Origin of the sequence: Wolbachia endosymbiont (group A) of Crataerina pallida (assembly GCF_964028475.1) — a bacterium.
Taxonomy (GTDB): Bacteria; Pseudomonadota; Alphaproteobacteria; order Rickettsiales; family Anaplasmataceae; genus Wolbachia; species Wolbachia pipientis.
Map to the genome: position 1 here is coordinate 223,801 of NZ_OZ034785.1, position 17,847 is coordinate 241,647.

17 protein-coding genes and 1 tRNA gene are annotated in these 17,847 nt (G+C 36.3%); 15 read left to right on the forward strand and 3 right to left on the reverse strand.

Translation table 11 applies throughout. From position 1 onward, the window contains the following. Positions 1-15 precede the first annotated feature (15 nt). On the reverse strand, positions 16-576 hold the full coding sequence (locus ABWU55_RS01150) for a hypothetical protein (RefSeq protein WP_353286376.1): 561 nt from the start codon (positions 574-576) through the stop codon (positions 16-18). A 115-nt stretch (positions 577-691) separates the two neighbouring features. After that, positions 692-2,143 (reverse strand): replicative DNA helicase, encoded by a 1,452-nt coding sequence (locus ABWU55_RS01155; RefSeq protein ID WP_353286377.1) that lies wholly within the window; start codon positions 2,141-2,143, stop codon positions 692-694. 114 nt (positions 2,144-2,257) lie between these two features. Between ABWU55_RS01155 and ABWU55_RS01160 the strand changes: the two genes are divergently transcribed. The 4 genes from ABWU55_RS01160 (at position 2,258) to ABWU55_RS01175 (ending at position 5,014) form a co-directional block, all read left to right on the forward strand. Continuing rightward, a tRNA-Leu gene (locus ABWU55_RS01160) sits at positions 2,258-2,340 on the forward strand. 24 nt (positions 2,341-2,364) lie between these two features. Further along, the gene (locus ABWU55_RS01165; protein WP_190321214.1) at positions 2,365-2,961 is read left to right on the forward strand and encodes an RDD family protein; all 597 of its coding nucleotides are present in this window, start codon (positions 2,365-2,367) and stop codon (positions 2,959-2,961) included. Positions 2,962-3,771: 810 nt separating this feature from the next. Further along, the gene (radC, locus tag ABWU55_RS01170; protein WP_353286378.1) at positions 3,772-4,446 is read left to right on the forward strand and encodes a RadC family protein; all 675 of its coding nucleotides are present in this window, start codon (positions 3,772-3,774) and stop codon (positions 4,444-4,446) included. A 277-nt stretch (positions 4,447-4,723) separates the two neighbouring features. Next, positions 4,724-5,014, forward strand: coding sequence for a GIY-YIG nuclease family protein (locus ABWU55_RS01175; RefSeq protein WP_010082530.1), 291 nt, complete (start codon positions 4,724-4,726; stop codon positions 5,012-5,014). 324 nt (positions 5,015-5,338) lie between these two features. Here ABWU55_RS01175 and ABWU55_RS01180 read toward each other — a convergent pair whose 3' ends face one another. Continuing rightward, the gene (locus ABWU55_RS01180; RefSeq protein WP_353286379.1) at positions 5,339-8,656 is read right to left on the reverse strand and encodes a UvrD-helicase domain-containing protein; all 3,318 of its coding nucleotides are present in this window, start codon (positions 8,654-8,656) and stop codon (positions 5,339-5,341) included. An 81-nt stretch (positions 8,657-8,737) separates the two neighbouring features. Between ABWU55_RS01180 and ABWU55_RS01185 the strand changes: the two genes are divergently transcribed. From ABWU55_RS01185 to ABWU55_RS01235, 11 genes are all read left to right on the forward strand, one after another. Next, complete coding sequence (locus tag ABWU55_RS01185; RefSeq protein ID WP_265023264.1) at positions 8,738-9,604, forward strand: 4-(cytidine 5'-diphospho)-2-C-methyl-D-erythritol kinase; 867 nt, start codon at positions 8,738-8,740, stop codon at positions 9,602-9,604. A 3-nt stretch (positions 9,605-9,607) separates the two neighbouring features. Then, the gene (locus ABWU55_RS01190; protein WP_151808071.1) at positions 9,608-9,973 is read left to right on the forward strand and encodes an Mth938-like domain-containing protein; all 366 of its coding nucleotides are present in this window, start codon (positions 9,608-9,610) and stop codon (positions 9,971-9,973) included. Between the two features lies 1 nt (position 9,974). Next, positions 9,975-10,775 (forward strand): metal ABC transporter permease, encoded by an 801-nt coding sequence (locus tag ABWU55_RS01195; RefSeq protein WP_010962536.1) that lies wholly within the window; start codon positions 9,975-9,977, stop codon positions 10,773-10,775. Positions 10,776-10,906: 131 nt separating this feature from the next. Then, the gene (locus ABWU55_RS01200; RefSeq protein ID WP_010082539.1) at positions 10,907-11,086 is read left to right on the forward strand and encodes a hypothetical protein; all 180 of its coding nucleotides are present in this window, start codon (positions 10,907-10,909) and stop codon (positions 11,084-11,086) included. Positions 11,087-11,091: 5 nt separating this feature from the next. Then, positions 11,092-12,084, forward strand: a complete 993-nt coding sequence (gene holA / locus ABWU55_RS01205) for a DNA polymerase III subunit delta (protein WP_265042721.1) — start codon at positions 11,092-11,094, stop codon at positions 12,082-12,084. 169 nt (positions 12,085-12,253) lie between these two features. Next, positions 12,254-13,288, forward strand: a complete 1,035-nt coding sequence (locus ABWU55_RS01210) for a Fic family protein (RefSeq protein ID WP_264374183.1) — start codon at positions 12,254-12,256, stop codon at positions 13,286-13,288. Positions 13,289-13,507: 219 nt separating this feature from the next. Further along, positions 13,508-14,367, forward strand: a protein-coding gene (locus ABWU55_RS01215; RefSeq protein WP_156518142.1) for an IS630 family transposase whose coding sequence is annotated in 2 segments (ribosomal slippage) — positions 13,508-13,832 and positions 13,832-14,367 — 861 coding nt in all. Because the reading frame shifts where the segments join, the coding sequence is not laid out codon by codon here. Between the two features lie 519 nt (positions 14,368-14,886). Further along, a complete protein-coding gene (gene dapB / locus ABWU55_RS01220; RefSeq protein ID WP_010962542.1) occupies positions 14,887-15,672 on the forward strand; it encodes a 4-hydroxy-tetrahydrodipicolinate reductase in 786 nt (261 codons plus the stop codon). Then, positions 15,669-16,427, forward strand: a complete 759-nt coding sequence (gene pstB / locus ABWU55_RS01225; RefSeq protein ID WP_006280935.1) for a phosphate ABC transporter ATP-binding protein PstB — start codon at positions 15,669-15,671, stop codon at positions 16,425-16,427. Before dapB ends, pstB begins: the two co-directional genes overlap by 4 nt. 78 nt (positions 16,428-16,505) lie before the next feature. Continuing rightward, positions 16,506-16,799, forward strand: coding sequence for a transposase (locus tag ABWU55_RS01230; protein WP_010082069.1), 294 nt, complete (start codon positions 16,506-16,508; stop codon positions 16,797-16,799). A 64-nt stretch (positions 16,800-16,863) separates the two neighbouring features. Beyond that, positions 16,864-17,723, forward strand: a protein-coding gene (locus ABWU55_RS01235) for an IS630 family transposase (protein WP_353286256.1) whose coding sequence is annotated in 2 segments (ribosomal slippage) — positions 16,864-17,188 and positions 17,188-17,723 — 861 coding nt in all. Because the reading frame shifts where the segments join, the coding sequence is not laid out codon by codon here. Positions 17,724-17,847 lie beyond the last annotated feature (124 nt).

The window sequence follows — 17,847 nt, forward strand, 5'->3', positions numbered from 1 at the left end:
TTGGGGAGACTATGGTTATGAGACCAAATCGCTGGTTTCAAGGTCATGAGTCTCTACCAGACCTTGCTCTTGAGTTTGTACTTCGAAATCTCTCTTAGTAAGCTGCTGGTTTATGCTATCAAATTCTACCGCATTACCTGGCTGAGAAGCATTAATCCTTCTGGTTGCAGCCAACTCATTTTTCATTCTAAAAATCTCCCGATCTTTCTCAGAAATAGTTTTATCTTTATCTTCTATCTCTTTTGCTTGATTAGCCAGTTGAGTATTTTTTTCGGATATTTCTTTTACTTTCTCAGAAATTATTTTACCTTTAGCTTCTACTTTACTTTTTTCATCAGAAAGCTGAGCTTCCTTCTCAGAAATAGTTTTGTTCTTACTAACTGCTGCATACGAAAGTGCAATAGCTACAGCAGAAAATACAGCACCACCAATAATAAATGGAAGGCCAACACTTAATGCTGCAACTGGAGCTAAGAAACCAATATAAGGAGCTGCAGCAAACACTCCAGATGCTAATAAAGTTAAAGCAGCCAGAGTTCCAGCTATATAATAGGGTACATTGTTTTTATTCATCATCTCACGTATTATAAAATATAATACCATTATAAAAGGATTTTTAAGAAGTTGTCAAGCTATCTTTACATAAAAAAAAATAATTGATAAACTTGGGAACAAGAAGATTGCTGCCAAGCTATGAACTATGCCTTTCCGTGTAATCTTTAAATGCACCTCTGTTAGAGTCAAAATATAGCTTCACACTGCCAATTGGTCCATTTCTCTGCTTTGCAATAATGAGCTCTGCAATGTTTCTAATTTTCTCCATTTTCTCTTGCCATTCCCGATGTTTATTGTTTCCTTCATTTGGCTGTTTTCTTAGTTCATAATACTCTTCTCTATAGAGAAACATTACTATATCTGCGTCTTGCTCTATGCTCCCTGAATCACGTAAATCAGAAAGTTGTGGTTTTTTATCATCCCTCTGCTCAACAGAACGAGAGAGCTGAGATAGTGCAACAATGGGAATATTTAGCTCCTTTGCAATTGCTTTCAAACCCTGCGTCACTTCCGAGATTTCTTGCACTCTATTTTCATTACTCCTTTTTGTTGTTCCTCTGATTAGCTGCAAATAATCAATGAATACCACTTCTACATTATATAATTGATACAGCAAGCGTATTCTGGTGCGAAGGGCACTAATTGATAGCGCAGGGGTGTCATCTATGATGAAAGGCAGTTCAGATAATTCTGTACTAGTATTGATAAACTCATGCAATTCAAAATCACTAATTCTCCCGGTTAATGCCTTATAATAACTAATTCCTGAATCTATAGTGATCAGCCTTGCAGTTAATTGCTCTGCTGACATTTCAAGCGAGAAAAACGCTACATAGTGTTGCTTATCTGCTCTTTTTTGCAACATCTTACAAGCATTAAGTGCGATGTTTAGCGCCAATGCTGTTTTACCCATAGAAGGCCTTGCAGCTAAAATTAATAAATCAGATTTTTGTAGACCACCAAGAAGCTGATTTAGATCTTGAAGTCCGGTTGTAACGCCTAGCGCTTCTGGATTATTTTTCAGTGTGCTGATCTTCTCAACTACATCTTTAATTGAACTTGCAAGTTTTATATATGTTTTCTCACCTTGTTTTTTTACTGCCAAATTGAACAATTTTGTCATTGCTTGTTCAATTTGCGCCTGTGCAGGATTTTCAATATCGTAGTTGTAGCTATCACCAACTATTTCTTGCCCGAGCTTGATTAAACATCTCCTTAAGTAAGTATCACGGATTATTCTAGTCAAACTATAAATATCAAGTGCAATACTTGCCTTCGCTGCAAGCTTTGCTAAGTACTCTACCCCGCCACACTCGGTAAACGCTTGGTCGTTCTCAAAAAACATTTTGAGGCTCAGTTCATTGGCAACTATACCGTGTTTCCTGGTTTTAGATATTTGCGTAAAAATACTTTGATGCAGTGGATCATAGAAATTTTCTGCTGTAATTGTGTCTTCAACTGCATCACAGATTCTATTATCACGAATCATTGCACCAATAAGCATCTGTTCAGCTTCTAAATTATGCGGTAATTTACATATTTCCTTGTCTACACTTCTTGAACTGAGGAGACTAGCTAATTCATTCATTTTAAGTTTTGAGAGTAACTGTTGATTATTGTAGAATATTTAGTTCTCATTTGAAAGATGTAAAGGCAAAAAAATTTGACTAATTCCGTGTTGCCTATAGCATTAAACCTTAATGCCCCTGTGGTGGAATGGTAGACACGGCAGACTCAAAATCTGTTGCTTGCAAAAGCATGCTGGTTCAAGTCCGGCCAGGGGCACGTTAAATATTGGAAAGTATATATATGTTACATAAATTTTTTAATCGTTTATTTTCTATTTTTTCTTCTATAAATGTTATTCAAAAGGTAAAGAAAGATGAAAATGGGATATGTTATGTAACGGGCCTCAGGCGCTATATATCAGTATTGCTTGATTTAATTATTATCGTTTTGTTCTTGCAGTTTTGCAGCCAAGCCTTTAATCAGCTCTTTACAAACTCAGAGGATAGCAAAATATTCAGCCAAGTTGCTGCAAAATCCCCAATGCAAGTGCCACTTTCTATAGAAGAAAAGGCAATGCAGAGTAGACTTGTAAAATTAATGATTCTAAATCAAATAGTCCAGTTTATTATGCTCTTTTGCTATGTAATATATATGTGGGTAAAGTTTGCTACTACACCTGGAAAACTATTATTTGGGCTTAGAGTTGTGGATGCACAAACTTTCGAAAAGATGACCCTAAAACAAGCAACAAAGAGATTTTTTTCCTTTATATTGTCAGTTGCACCATTGTTCTTGGGCTTTTTATGGTCAAATTTCAACAAACGCTGTCAAACTTGGCACGATAAGATCGCAGGCACAGTGGTTGTCACGAGTAAAAGCCTTAGAAGGCAGAGCTAAAAACTACTTGACACCCTTCGCCAGCCCCTTTATCATGATAGTGAAGGTATTCAGTTATCTTCATCTGTGCAGATTAAACAGCAAGAAAACAACGTAGTTGGCGTCTTATTTTTAATTTTTTGCACTATGTGCACCTTATGTCTTCACAACATTTCTGGGTTTTTACCTATATAAGCTGAAACGCGCTTATAAGTCGTTTAAGACAGTATAGTACGCCAATTTGCAGGATTAGAGAGTGACAACTAGCTAACGCGGGGTTTCTTTTGCCTTTTTTTCTGCTTAGTAAATTTCTTAAACATTTAAACTAAGGTGAGTTGCGTTTAAAAGCAGCTAAATTGCAGTGTTTAAGATTTAAAAAACGCCAAATACTGAAAATAGACAATGACTAGGGCTTCTTTTGCCTTTTTTTTCATTTGGTAAATTTCTTAATGTTTGTAGCTAAACGACAACCGTCATCCCTGTAAAGATCAAGTATCCCGCTACTTGTTAGCGGGACCTAGAGATACCGCGAATGAATCGCGGTATGACGGTTCACGGTGGCATGACGGTTAAGTAATTCGTCATCCCGCTACTTGTTAGCGGGATCTCTTGTTAGCGGATGAGATACCGCGAATGAATCGCGGTATGACGGTCTGCGGCGGTATGATGGTCTGCGGCGGTATGACGTAGAGCTCGCGTCAGCTACTTTCATGACACCATTTGCTGTCTTTAAAAATGAATGTTCTTACAATTGTGCGTCATGCGCTTTATTAAATATTTTACTTAAAAATCTAATTTCTTATTATACAAGAGATAAGCAATTCATTGATGATGAAAAATTACAAAAAGGGGCATAGAAAGCGCCTAAGAGAGAAAATTATTTTAGATAATGGACAATCATTACTTGATTATGAAGTTTTAGAGCACATTTTATATTCAGCATATAGTAGAATTGATGTAAAACCGGTGGCAAAGAGTTTGATAGAAAGTTTTGGCAGCTTAAATAAAGTTTTTAATGCTGACCTGGAAGCGCTGCAAAACGTTGATGATGTCAGCAATGCAGCGATATCTGCCATCTTTTGTGTAAAACAAGCCTTTGTTCGTTCTGCAAGAGAAGAAATAAAAAACCTGCCTGTAATCGATAACTGGGAAAAATTGCTTGATTATTTAAGAATAAGTATAGGAAGCCTCAATAAGGAAAATTTTCGTGTCATCTATATGAATAAAAAGTATCGTCTAATAGCGGAAGACTTGCAAAATATTGGTACAGTAGATCAAACTCCTCTTTATGTCAGAGAGATCATCAAGCGCGCACTTTTGATTGGTTCAACATCCATTGTAATATCTCACAATCATCCAAGCGGAGATACACAACCTTCAAATAGCGATATATCTCTCACTAGACAACTAGCAGAAGCTTGCCAAAGTATGGGAATAGAATTAATAGATCACATTATTATTACATTCAGTAGCTATTTTAGTTTCAAGGAAAATAGGTTGTTGTGAAAGCCTTTATAGCTACAGTAACTTAGATTTACCGACAATCGTCATTCCGCTACATGTTAACGGCTAAGAGATACCGCGAATGAATCGCGGTATGACGTAGATTGCTGTCATCCCGCTGCTTGTTAGCGGCTGAGATACCGCCGCGGTATAGTAACTCGTCATCCCGCTACGTGTTAGCGGGATCTATCTGCGGCGGCATGACGGTAAGTTTTATTGTGGTATGATGGTGTAGTATAATGTTGGTAAACCTCAGTTACTTTAGCTATAAACGATTAAGATGAAGTTATCATATATCTATATACTTACAAATAAAGCTAATAGCACATTATATATTGGTGTAACTGCAAATTTGATCAAGAGGATTTGGGAACACAAAAACAAAATTGTTTCAGGTTTTACATCAAGATATAATGTAAATAAACTTGTATATTTTGAAGAGTTTGAAGATATAAGTTTAGCTATTGCAAGAGAAAGGCGCCTGAAAGAATGGCCAAGGCAGTGGAAAATTAATTTGATCAATCAAAAGAATCCTAGCTGGATTGACTTATATTACTTAGCTTTAAGATAGCTATGCTGAGATCCCGCTAACACGTAGCGGGATGACGAGAAAGGAGCAGCAGGATAACGGTTGAGTAATTCGTCATCCCGCTACTTGTTAGTGGCTGAGATACCGCGGCGGTATGACGGTTTGCGGTGGTATGACAGTTAAGTAATTCGTCATCCCGCTACTTGTTAGCGGGATCTATCCGCAGCGGTATGACGTAGGACTGCTGTCATTCCGCTACGTGTTAGCGGCTGAGATACCGCGAATGAATCGCGGTATGACGGTCTGCGGCGGGATGACGGTTCGCGGTGGTATGACGTAGCAGCTATTTCTTGCAATCAAGTTTCGTTAAAAGTCAGATTGAATGGTTAAATCTTCCACCCAAATAACCACGCACTCTACTTGCTTGTTTGGATATATTTCTTGTACTAAGGTTTTATAGATTAACATCTGTTTTTTTATTTCATTTAATAAGGAAACAGAAACGTTACGGTGTGATTTGTAGTCAATTATGATTGCTTTATCTTGCGTTATGCATAGCCTATCTAGTCGTACTAATACTGACTTGCCATCAATTGTTCCACTCAGTGTAATCTCTGATTTGCCTTCCAAGTCAAACAAATAGCCATATTTTTCATTAAAGGCTAATATTTTACTGTAAATTTCATCCTTATCTTCGCTGATGTTATCAAGGTATTTTCTGACCCAATTTTTTCTCCTTTCTTTTTCTATCTTGGGCATATACTGCAATATGCTGTGAATAATCAGGCCTCTTGCATAACCATCTGTCATCCAAGTAGCTGACACTGGGATCCATTCTGCTCCTTCTTTTTCACTGGATTCCAGCGTCACGCGCTGGGATGACACCGAAGAGTGGGCTAAAGCTGGTGGAAGGGAAATGACCGGAACGTCAAAGTAATCACGTTTTTTATAAATGTAAGGGTAGTTTGCATTCACGCATAATACTTCAACTTTTTCTTTAAATATTGGCCGTAAACCCCTTTGTTTCTTTTCATATGGTTCTCCATACTTAGTGATTAGATCATACCAAGAGCCCTTTTGCACTGGCTCTTTACTTAAGATGTATAACTCATCTTCAGCACGCGTGAGTGCTACGTATAATAAACGCAAATATTCATTATAATCCTCTAGTTTTTTCTCTCTTTTTACTTGATCGCAATAAGCGTTGTTGTTTTTTCCACACCAAAATGGCACTTCTGTTCCATCAAAGATAATGCTTTCACTGTTTCTTGGCACTGTGTTTGTATCAACCAAAAATACTATGGGAGCTTGCAGACCTTTTGATTTGTGAATTGTCATTATTCGCACAGCATGGCGTTCTGATTGCATATCATTCTTAATCTCCGGATTATTCTCCTTGATCCATTGAACAAACGCTTGAAGAGATGGGTTTTCAAATTGCAACACGAGGTTCATAAATTCGTCTAGGACCTCAAAGCACTCAAGACCTAGCCTTGCAGCAAATTTCTTCTTACCTGTACGCAATATATGTGTAAATAGTGTAAGAGGAGATTCTATGCGAGATAAGTTAATGAGATAGTTTAATTCACTATAGATAACCTTTTGATAATCTTGAAGTTTTTCCCATAACGACTGTTCTTTGCGGTCGTATGCAATATTGAATAAATCATCCTCGGTGAAATTAAATAGCGGTGATTTTAAAGCATTTGCAAGAGCTAAATCATTTGCCTGGAGGAGTAAAAATTCGGCCAAAGCTATTAAGTCCTGCACGGCTATATAGTCCATAATTCTAAAATAATCCCGGCCTACAACTGGCACATTTGCTTTTTTAAGTTCGCTTATTATGTAATCAACTAACACGTTTCGTTGTCGCACCAAAATCATAATGTCTCTTGGCTCTATATGGCGATCTTTAGCGACTAAAATTCGCCCTTCATTTAACCAATTGTGAATTCTGTTAGCTATTGTTTGAGCAAGTAATCGATCTGCTATTGTATAACCTTCCTTGCATGTCAGAGGAATTTGTAAAGCTCGCTGTTCTTTCTCTTTGCGCCTTGGTAACGCTGGCCAAATTTCAATATATCCTTGGTCATTTTCTCTATGTGGAACATGTTTTATTTCATTATCATTAAAAGATATTTCTGCGCGGAAGTTATTAAATATTCTATCTACAAGCATCAAAACTTCTGGAGTTGAGCGAAATGACTTTTCAAGTTGGCATGATATCCAATCTCTACCACCAGTTTTCGTATGAAAGTATTGTTGCATATAGTTGAATAGATGGGGATTTGCTCCTTGAAATCTGTATATGGATTGTTTTACGTCACCAACAACAAATAAGGTTCGCTTTTCATCATTACCGGCAAAAAATTCATCGCAGAGATTTGTTATAATTTTCCACTGGCTGATGCTATTGTCTTGTGCCTCGTCAACAAGGATGTGATCTATTTTTTGATCCAAGTTAAACAATATCCAATCTTTATAGTTTGGATTGCTGAGAAGATTTGTTGCTAAGTCAATTATATCATTGTAATCAAGCAGTGCATTTTTTGATTTTTCGCTACTGTATAGATCAACATATACTTTAAATATACCAAGTAAGCTACTGGTTCTCTTGAATATTTGATAAGAGTTCATGTCTCTTATATGGGTAAATACTACATTCTGAACGCTCTCTATTATTTGCTCTGCATCTTTGAATTTCTCCAAAATACTTTTTGTTGCAATGGATGATATGCTCTTTTTTTCGTGCGATTCTGATTTTAAAAAGACCTTGGCTAGGTTTTCTATTTTGGTGTCATTCCACTTTATTCCGGTATCATCCGAGTAGCTGACACTGGTTCTTTTTTTCTGGATCCCATCTGGGATGACAGTAGAATAAAGTATTTCACTATAACTCTGATCTCTTTTACTGCCTTCACTTAATATCTCGGCTAGTCTTTCCACGTGCTCAATTGTTTCACTCTGTAAGTCATGAATTTCATCTGGGGCGCTCAATTTATCTTTGATATATTTCGAATCATTTGCTGACGCTGATCTTTTTACACATAAAGTATAAAGCAAATCGCGTAGTTTATTTTCATCAATTTCAGTTGCAATAAGGTTGATATCATCCTGCACAGTTTCGTTATGAAGCACTTTATTGAATATGATGGAATGTAATTCTTTGCATTCGCTCAGCGTGCAATTTGGAGCAATGCCAGCTTCTATGGGAAAGCTGGAAATTAATTTGTAACAGAAAGCGTGTATGGTTTGTATAGTTAGACCAAGATTTTCCAATTCAGAGAAAAGCCTTCTTGCTCTTGTTAAATAATCTTTATTTTTTCTGGATCCCTCCGTCATCCCAGCATTCTCCTTTGTCATCCCAGTGCTTGACACTGGGATCCATTCTTTTTTTTTACTGGATTCCAGCGTCACGCGCTGGAATGACATCGGAAAGAAATCTAGTTGTTCCAGATCCATTATTAATTCACTATCTGAACATATTGCCCACTTACTGAGTATGCTGTGAATGCGATTCTCCATCTCGTTTGCTGCAGCATTGGTAAATGTTAAGCAAAGAATATTTCTTTTGTTTTCTAATAAAAGTCTCAATACTCTGTCTATTAAGATTTTTGTTTTGCCTGTACCAGCAGATGCATTTACCCACACAGAGAAATTAGGATTTATGGCATTTGATCTCATCAGAAGTGCGAGAACCTTATAAAAGTTGACTAGAATAGCATTATACATATAATGTAAAAATAGTGTTAGTGAAGATATATAATGAAAAGTTTTTGTGTAAAGGCGCCTGCAAAAATCAATCTTTTTTTGCATGTTGTAGACAAAAAAGAAACAGGGTATCACTTGATTGAAGGTTTATTTGTCTTTGCTAATCTCTCTAATTTTTTGGAAATAAAAGTAGGTGAGAAGGATTCTAGATACGATAACTCTACAGTTGAATTTATAAACTCCGAGTCTAAAATAAATAACCAATATAACACTGTAATGAAAGCGGTTAATCTGCTGCTTAGGCATGCTCCTGTACGCACTAAAGTCACTGTAAAGGTTGTAAAAAACATACCAATTGCTGCAGGACTTGGTAGCGGATCCTCAGATGCTGGAGCTGTGGTACGTACGCTAGGGAAGCTGTGGGAGATTGATAGGACGATTTTAAATGAAATAGCCTTAAACGTTGGTGCTGATGTTCCCGCAAGCGTAGATAGCAAGCCAGTTTTTGTTAGAGGTATTGGCGAAGAATTATGCCACATTAAAAAATTCTCTTTACCTACAAATGTGGTGCTTGTGAAACCGAAAAAAAGGTTTTTGAGTACACCAGAGGTATTTTCCAAACATGAAGGAAAATTTTCTGAGCCAATTAAATGGAGCGATGACGCTGAAAAGGATTTGTTGAAGTTTCTTAAAGAGACGAGAAACGATCTTCAAGAAATAGCAATAAGCTTTGTACCTGAAATTAAGGATGTGATATCAACACTTGAGTCACAAGAAGGCTCTATACTTTCTCGCATGTCAGGCAGTGGTGTATCATGTTTTGGAATATTCGATAGTGAGGAAAATGCAAAAGCTGCTGCAGTTAATATCGGAAAAAAGCAACCAGAATGGTGGGTATGTGACACTCAATTAATAGTTTGACTTATGGATGTAACTCCCTTAATTTCCGAGAATAAAAATCTTATAAATGGTTACAGGGAAGGAAAATTTTTGGTAAACAATCAAGAATATTATGGCTCAATTATAATTTTTCCTGAAAAGGTGATAAAATTGAAAGAAAGTGATATAAACAGCAAGGAGTATTTTGAATCTTTTTTAACAGAGGAAATAGAAATTTTGTTAATAGGTACTGGTAAAACACGCAATATACTAAGTTCTTCAGTGAAGTCCTATCTTATGGAACAAAAAGGTTTAAATTTTGAATTTATGACAACAGGTTCTGCATGCAGAACCCATAACGTTTTAATATCCGAAGATAGATTTGTTGTCAGTTATCTAATAGCCATATAGCATGCTTACCCAGGACTTTTTCATCAATAGTCTAGTTGCAGTAGTTGTAATTAGCCTAGTAACAGGCGCTTTAGGATCGTTTATGATATGGCAAAGGTTATCTTATCTTGGTGATAGTTTGTCCCATTCTTCGTTGCTTGGTGTTGCACTTGCTTTAATCTTTAAGATTAGCCCATCGCTTAGCATAATGCTCATTGCAATTACATTTGCTATACTACTTTCTCTTAATTTTAACAGATTATATTCTGCTGATACGATATTGAACATTGTTACCAATGTAGTTTTATCATCGAGTTTAATACTTATGTCTTTTCTTCCATCTGGCAATAATAGTATTATTAGCTCACTGTTTGGTGATATATTAACGCTCGATCAAAGTGATATAGTATTGATTTTTTTAACCTCTGCAGTAGTTACTTTGATATTAATATTTAGATGGCGTTATTGGTTAATGATTTCAATTAATCAAGATTTAGCAGTAGTTGAAAAAATTAATGTTACCTTTGTTAGACTAGAATTTTTAATCACTCTTGCTATATTTATAGCAATTGCTGCCCAACTAATAGGAATATTACTCATTGCTGCATTTTTGCTAATACCAGCAGCATCTGCAAGGCTCATTTCGAAAACTCCAATGCAGATGATTATTGTTGCAACAGTTTTTTCTGTGATCTCTGGGATATCAGGTCTCATGTTATCTGCAAGTTTTGATTTGTTAACTGGACCTGCAATTATACTTGTTGCAGCGGTATATTTAATTATCGCTTATTTTATAAGGCTAGTATTAAGCAGGTTGGCTTAATTTTGATCTCGAATGTTAATAATTTTGTAATATACTCATTATAAAACATCACTATCTTAGCACAAAATAGTTTTTGCTATACTATTATTTATATGCTAATGATAAGTTGTTAATTTTATGGAGTAAGCAATATGAGCGAAGAAGGATTTTTTTCCAAATATATATCTCAACCTGTGAAAAAATTTTATAATTATATTACAGGAAAAACAGAAGAGTCAGATGATGTAGCAGGTGATGTGCATAATATTGCACAAGGAGACTCAGAGTCTTTGGATACTCATGTACAGTCAAATGAGAATGATATCATATAGATAGCATGAGGGTCACACCATCCAAAGTTAAAAAATTCCTAGAGAAACCTGATGCTTTACGTGGTGTGTTAATTCATGGAAGTGATAACAGTAGGGTTGATTTTTATGTACAAGAAATAATTGCTAATTTGGGTGAGTATTCAGTTCAGGTGATGGATTTTGCAATAGTGCATAAGTCACCCAGTTTACTGTTTTCTGAATTGGCAAACGTTTCGATGTTTACCAGCAAAAAATTAATTAAGCTGATAAATGTGAGTGGAGGTATATCCAAGGAGTTAAAAAATGTATTGGATTATAACGCAAGTGGTCATTATGTAATGATGGTAGCAAATGATCTTCCATATAATTCTGCGACTAAAAGTTATATGGAGAGTTCAAAAATTTTTGGTGTGATTGCTTGCTATAAGGACAGCAACAGCAATCTTTATGACATTATATCAAGTTACTTAAAACAAAATGATATAAAATGCACAAATGAGATAATCTACCATTTGCAATCTTACTTTAATCATAGCAAGCTGCCTATATGTTCAGAACTTGAGAAGTTAGTTTTGTACTTAGGGGAGAGAAAAGACCTAAAACTTACTGATATAGAATTATGCTTTTCAACTTCCGGCAACGACTATGCTACACTTGATGATCTATGCTCTGCCATAGCAAGTAAAGATATGTCGCGCTTCATTAGAATTTCTGATGCATTGATATCGCAAGAAAATTTTTCACCGATAGCGCTAATTCGCATTATATCAAATTATTTCCTACGCCTTGAAAACGTTTTGCTGTCAGTGCAAGGTGGAATGAGTGAGCAGGCTGCGATTGATCAGCTAAGCCCTCCATTGTTTTTTAAACAATTGCAGAGTTTTAAATCTCATTTGAAAAGTTTGCAACTTTCAGAACTTAAGAAGATCTTGGAAAAATTGATAAGCTTAGAAGTTACCTGTAAAAAAACTGATTTAGATCATAAAATGATTTTTCAACATGCACTGACGGGTAGCTGACTACTCGGATCCAGCCTTTCTTATAATTTCATCAAAATGTTGTATTTTAACATAAAATAGCTGCTTTTATGCCTACCAAAATTCATTCTTTAGTGTGTGTCTCACAAGTATTCTTTGCTAATAGGATATTTTCGAATATAATTGAATATAATTAGATAAAAATACAGATATGTTTGACATTTCAAAAATTGTAATAACACCTGAAATGTTAAAATTAGTTGCTGAAATTGATGAATTTAAAGGAGCATGGCAATTGTTTGGTAATTTAGCTCCAGAACGTTTACAAATGCTCAAGAAAATTGCAACAATTGAAAGTATTGGTTCTTTTACTCGTATTGAAGGGGCAAGATTATCAGACCGTGAAGTTGAGCAATTACTATCCAAACTTGATACACGCTCATTTCGTTCTCTAGATGAACGAGAAATAGCCGGATATGCGTATGTGTGTGAAGAAGTATTTCAAAACTTTAACAAGATGCCATTTACAGAAAACACTATAAAACAGTTTCACATCTGGCTTTTACAATTTTCATATAAAGATCAAAGGCACATGGGAGAATATAAAAAATTCCCCAATCATGTTGAAGCGTTTGATGAATCTGGAAAAAGCTTGGGCATAGTTTTTGAAACAGCCTCTCCATTTGAGACAGCAACACAAATGCAAGAACTTATTTATTGGACTAGCCAGCAATTAGAGGTGAAATCGTTACATCCTCTATTAATTATTGGCATTTTTATAGTTACTTTTTTAGCTATTCATCCCTTCCAGGATGGAAATGGCAGATTATCACGCATTCTCACAACTTTCTTGTTACTAAAGTTAGGGTATATCTATGTACCTTACAGTTCCCTTGAAAGTAATAAGGAGAGTTACTACTTAGCTTTGCGTCGTACTCAACAATCCTTGAAGACGAGCAGCTATGATTTTAATCCATGGCTTATATTCTTTTTAAGGTCACTACAAAAGCAAAAATTTCATCTCGAACAAAAGGTGTCACATGAAAAAGTGTTAAATCTCTATTTACCACCACTTTCTGCTAAAGTATTAGCACTACTCAGCAAACATGGACGTCTTACAATTAAGGATTTGGAAAATATTACTAAAGCAAACTGCAATACCTTAAAGAAGCACGTATCTAATCTCGTAAAGAGTAATCACATCACTCAGCATGGAAAAGGCAAAGCAACCTGGTATGTAATATAGAGCTCAATAGGATATGTATTCATTTTGAATTGTTAAATTATTCAGCTATAGAATATAGATCACAGCTGTACAAACATTGTAGTTTGAGCCCACTAGATCCCAGTGCCCTATTCTTGTCATCCCAGTGCCCAGACACTGGGATCTCATTTTACTTTATAGCTCTTTCCACAGAAGTCCGGATATGATAAGATTAAGGATAGATGGCGATAAGGAGGTTGGATGCCGGCAGCATATAGTTATGATTTAAGAAAAAAAGCAATGGAAGCACTAGACGAAGGGGAAAGCAGAGAAGCAGTGGCAGCAAGATTTAAAATTGGACGAACTACTTTGTGGGAGTGGCAGCAAAGAAAAAAAGAAACAGGCGACTTTCAGTCAAAAAAACTCGGTAATGGAGGTTACAATCAGAAAATTATCGACTGGAATAAGTTTATCGAATTTGCTAAAAAACACGGTAGAAAAACTCTGTCGGAAATGGCTAAACTTTGGGGCAACGTTAGTATCCAAACGATCCACCGAGCTCTCAGAAAAATTGGATTTACGCGCAAAAAAAGACATATGGATACAAGGAAAGGAACGAAGAAAAACGTGCTGAATTCTTAAAAATTATAGCAACAAAAGAACCAGAAAACTTAGTGTATATAGATGAGTCTGGGATTGATAACACGGAGGACTATCCATATGGGTATTGCCAGAAAGGACAGCGATTTTATGCCCTAAAATCTGGAAAAAAAACTCAACGAATCAGCATGGTTGCAGCCTTAAGTAGAAGAAAGATAGTTGCTCCATTAACATTTGAAGGCCACTGTAATATGGATATTTTTAATGGATGGTTTGAGCAATTTTTGGCACCGATCTTAGAACCTGGACAAACTGTCATTCTTGATAATGCTACTTTTCATAAGTCTGATAAGCTTATCAAGCTCGCTAAAGGAGTCGGTGCAGAAATTTTGTATCTGCCGCCTTATTCTCCAGATTTTAACAAAATTGAGCATCATTGGTTTGCTATAAAAAACAGAGCCAGGAAAAACATTCCTCTATTCGAATCCTTTCGTCGTGCTGTTGATTCTGCCTTCCTATGACCTATTCGGACTATTATGAGAAATGCTATATAATGATGTCATGAAAGTAGCTGACACTGGGATCCAGAAAACTTAATTTCAACCAAATAATAAAGGCTAGATCCCAGTGTCACGCACTGGGATGACAAAAAAAGGAGCACTGGAATGACAGTAGTCCTACGTCATACCGCGATTCATTCGCGGTATCTCTTAGCATAGATCCCGCTAACAAGTAGCGGGATGACGGTTGTCAGGGTGTCATCCCAGTACCTTCTCCTGTCATCCCAGTGCCCAGACACTGGGATCCAGAAAAGTTTGCTTGTAAGCAAGCAAACTAGCATAGAAAAACGTTTTCGATGAGATTGCAGAAAGGCTAGATTCCAGACTGGAATGACATCGTTCACTATGTACCATATTGCAATAGTTGTGGTCAAGGCACTGGGATCTGAAATTGCAGTGTTCGTACAGCTATAGAATATAGATCAGAAGTGACAGAGCTTAAAAAAAGGCCTAACATTCTTAATAAACGTAAAAAGCTTTATGAAAATCAGAGTTGGAGTAATAGGCTGCTTAGGCAGAATGGGCAAAAAAATACTCAATGAATTAATTACAAATACCAAAGTGGAAATAGCAGGTGCTGTTGCCCGTTCAGGCAGTAAGTACATAGATTCAGATATTGGACCAATTATAGCCAATCTAGGAATTAAAGTTACAAGTTCTATTAGTGGCATATTTGAGTCATCTGACGTTGTAATAGATTTTACAACTAAAGAATGTATGTTAGACTGCCTTAAAGCAGCTGTAAAATTTAAAACACCGCTGGTTAGTGGCACAACTGGAATAGAAGGTGTCGATTTGAAAGAATATGCTGCTGAAGTTCCAATATTATGGTCAGCAAATATGAGTGTTGGGGTTAATGTGTTGCTGAAATTGGTAAAAAAAGCTGCTGAGCTTTTAGGTAATGAATATGACGTTGAGATTTGGGAAATGCATCATAACTTAAAAAAGGATTCACCATCTGGAACAGCTATAGAACTTGGCAAAACAATTGCTAACGCTTCAAAAGTGGATTTTCAGTCCAATCAATATTTACATAGTGGTTCAAACATAAGGAAAAAGGGGGGAATAGGTTTTGCAGTATCTCGTGGAGGTGGAGTAATAGGAGATCACAGCGTGATGTTTGTTAATTCTGATGAACGGATAGAACTAAACCACAAAGCAATTGATCGCACAACATTTGCTAGAGGAGCTGTTCAAGCAGCAGTATGGCTATACGAAAATAAAAGAGAAATTCCGGGGCTCTATTCAATGCAGGATGTGATATGAGCAATACACGTGCCTCTGTTAAAGATTTAAATCTCTGGTACGGCTCTAAGCAAGTTTTATTCGATATAAATTTGAATATTTATAAAAGAAAAGTTACTACTTTTATCGGACCATCCGGGTGCGGTAAATCAACATTTTTGCGTTGTTTTAATCGTATGAATGACTATGTACCAGGTTGCAAAACTGTTGGTGAATTAGATATCGATGGGCTGGGTGATATATATTCACGCGATATGGATGTTGTACTACTTAGAGCAAAAGTTGGTATGGTATTTCAAAAGCCAAATCCTTTTCCAAAATCAATATATGATAATGTTGCTTGTGGGCCAAAATTGCATGGTATGGCGAAGGATAAGCAAAAATTGAATGAGATGGTGGAAAATAGTTTAACCAAGGTTGGTTTATGGGAAGAATTGAAGGACAGATTGCAAGATAGCGCACTCAATTTATCCGGTGGCCAACAACAGAGGCTATGCATCGCTCGCGCAATTGCAGTGAAGCCAACTATTTTATTAATGGATGAACCGTGCTCTGCTCTTGATCCAATGGCAACCAATGCAATCGAAAATCTTATACAAGAGCTGAAATTAAGATTTACTATAATTATGGTGACTCATTCAATGAAGCAAGCTAAAAAGTTATCTGATAGTGTAATTTTCTTTCATAATGGCAGAATTGTTGAGTCTGGAAGCACTCAAGAAATATTCGAAAATGCTCAATCTCCCTTAACAAAGGAGTATATCCTGGATCATTAAATTTCTGACCTTACCCAGAAAAAGTGGAGAGAAAGAAAAGAGTTTTTTTGGGTAAAATAAAATTTTGGAGGATTAGAAATGGTAAGAGAATATACGGCAGAATTCAAATTGGAAGCTGTTAAACTGGCAAATGAACAAAGAAAGGCAGGTCAAACAATTACAAAAATAGCAAGAGATTTAGGAATAAAGGGTGGTTTATTAGGAAAATGGATAAAGAAACACAACGAAAAAAAGTCGGCGGCAAATGCATTTCCAGATGTAGCACCTTATGACAAAGAGAGGTTTGATTTACAAAGCAAGAGTAACAAGGGAAAGAGACATTTAAAAAAAAGCCCTGGCCAGTCAAAAAGAGTAAAATATTTTTTTATATAGTATAGCTCTTTCCACAGAAGTCCGGATATGATAAGATAAGGATAGATGGCGATAAGGAGGTTGGATGCCGGCAGCATATAGTTATGATTTAAGAAAAAAAGCAATGGAAGCACTAGACGAAGGGGAAAGCAGAGAAGCAGTGGCAGCAAGATTTAAAATTGGACGAACTACTTTGTGGAAGTGGCAGCAAAGAAAAAAAGAAACAGGCGACTTTCAGTCAAAAAAACTCGGTAATGGAGGTTACAATCAGAAAATTATCGACTGGAATAAGTTTATCGAATTTGCTAAAAAACACGGTAGAAAAACTCTGTCGGAAATGGCTAAACTTTGGGGCAACGTTAGTATCCAAACGATCCACCGAGCTCTCAGAAAAATTGGATTTACGCGCAAAAAAAGACATATGGATACAAGGAAAGGAACGAAGAAAAACGTGCTGAATTCTTAAAAATTATAGCAACAAAAGAACCAGAAAACTTAGTGTATATAGATGAGTCTGGGATTGATAACACGGAGGACTATCCATATGGGTATTGCCAGAAAGGACAGCGATTTTATGCCCTAAAATCTGGAAAAAAAACTCAACGAATCAGCATGGTTGCAGCCTTAAGTAGAAGAAAGATAGTTGCTCCATTAACATTTGAAGGCCACTGTAATATGGATATTTTTAATGGATGGTTTGAGCAATTTTTGGCACCGATCTTAGAACCTGGACAAACTGTCATTCTTGATAATGCTACTTTTCATAAGTCTGATAAGCTTATCAAGCTCGCTAAAGGAGTCGGTGCAGAAATTTTGTATCTGCCGCCTTATTCTCCAGATTTTAACAAAATTGAGCATCATTGGTTTGCTATAAAAAACAGAGCCAGGAAAAACATTCCTCTATTCGAATCCTTTCGTCGTGCTGTTGATTCTGCTTTCCTATGACCTATTCGGACTATTATGAGAAATGCTATAACTATTGCATTCCAGAACAATTTGATGCATCATTCTTTTTGTAAAAAACATTCCACACTTTCTCTCCACTTTTTCTGGGTAAGGTCACTTTTCC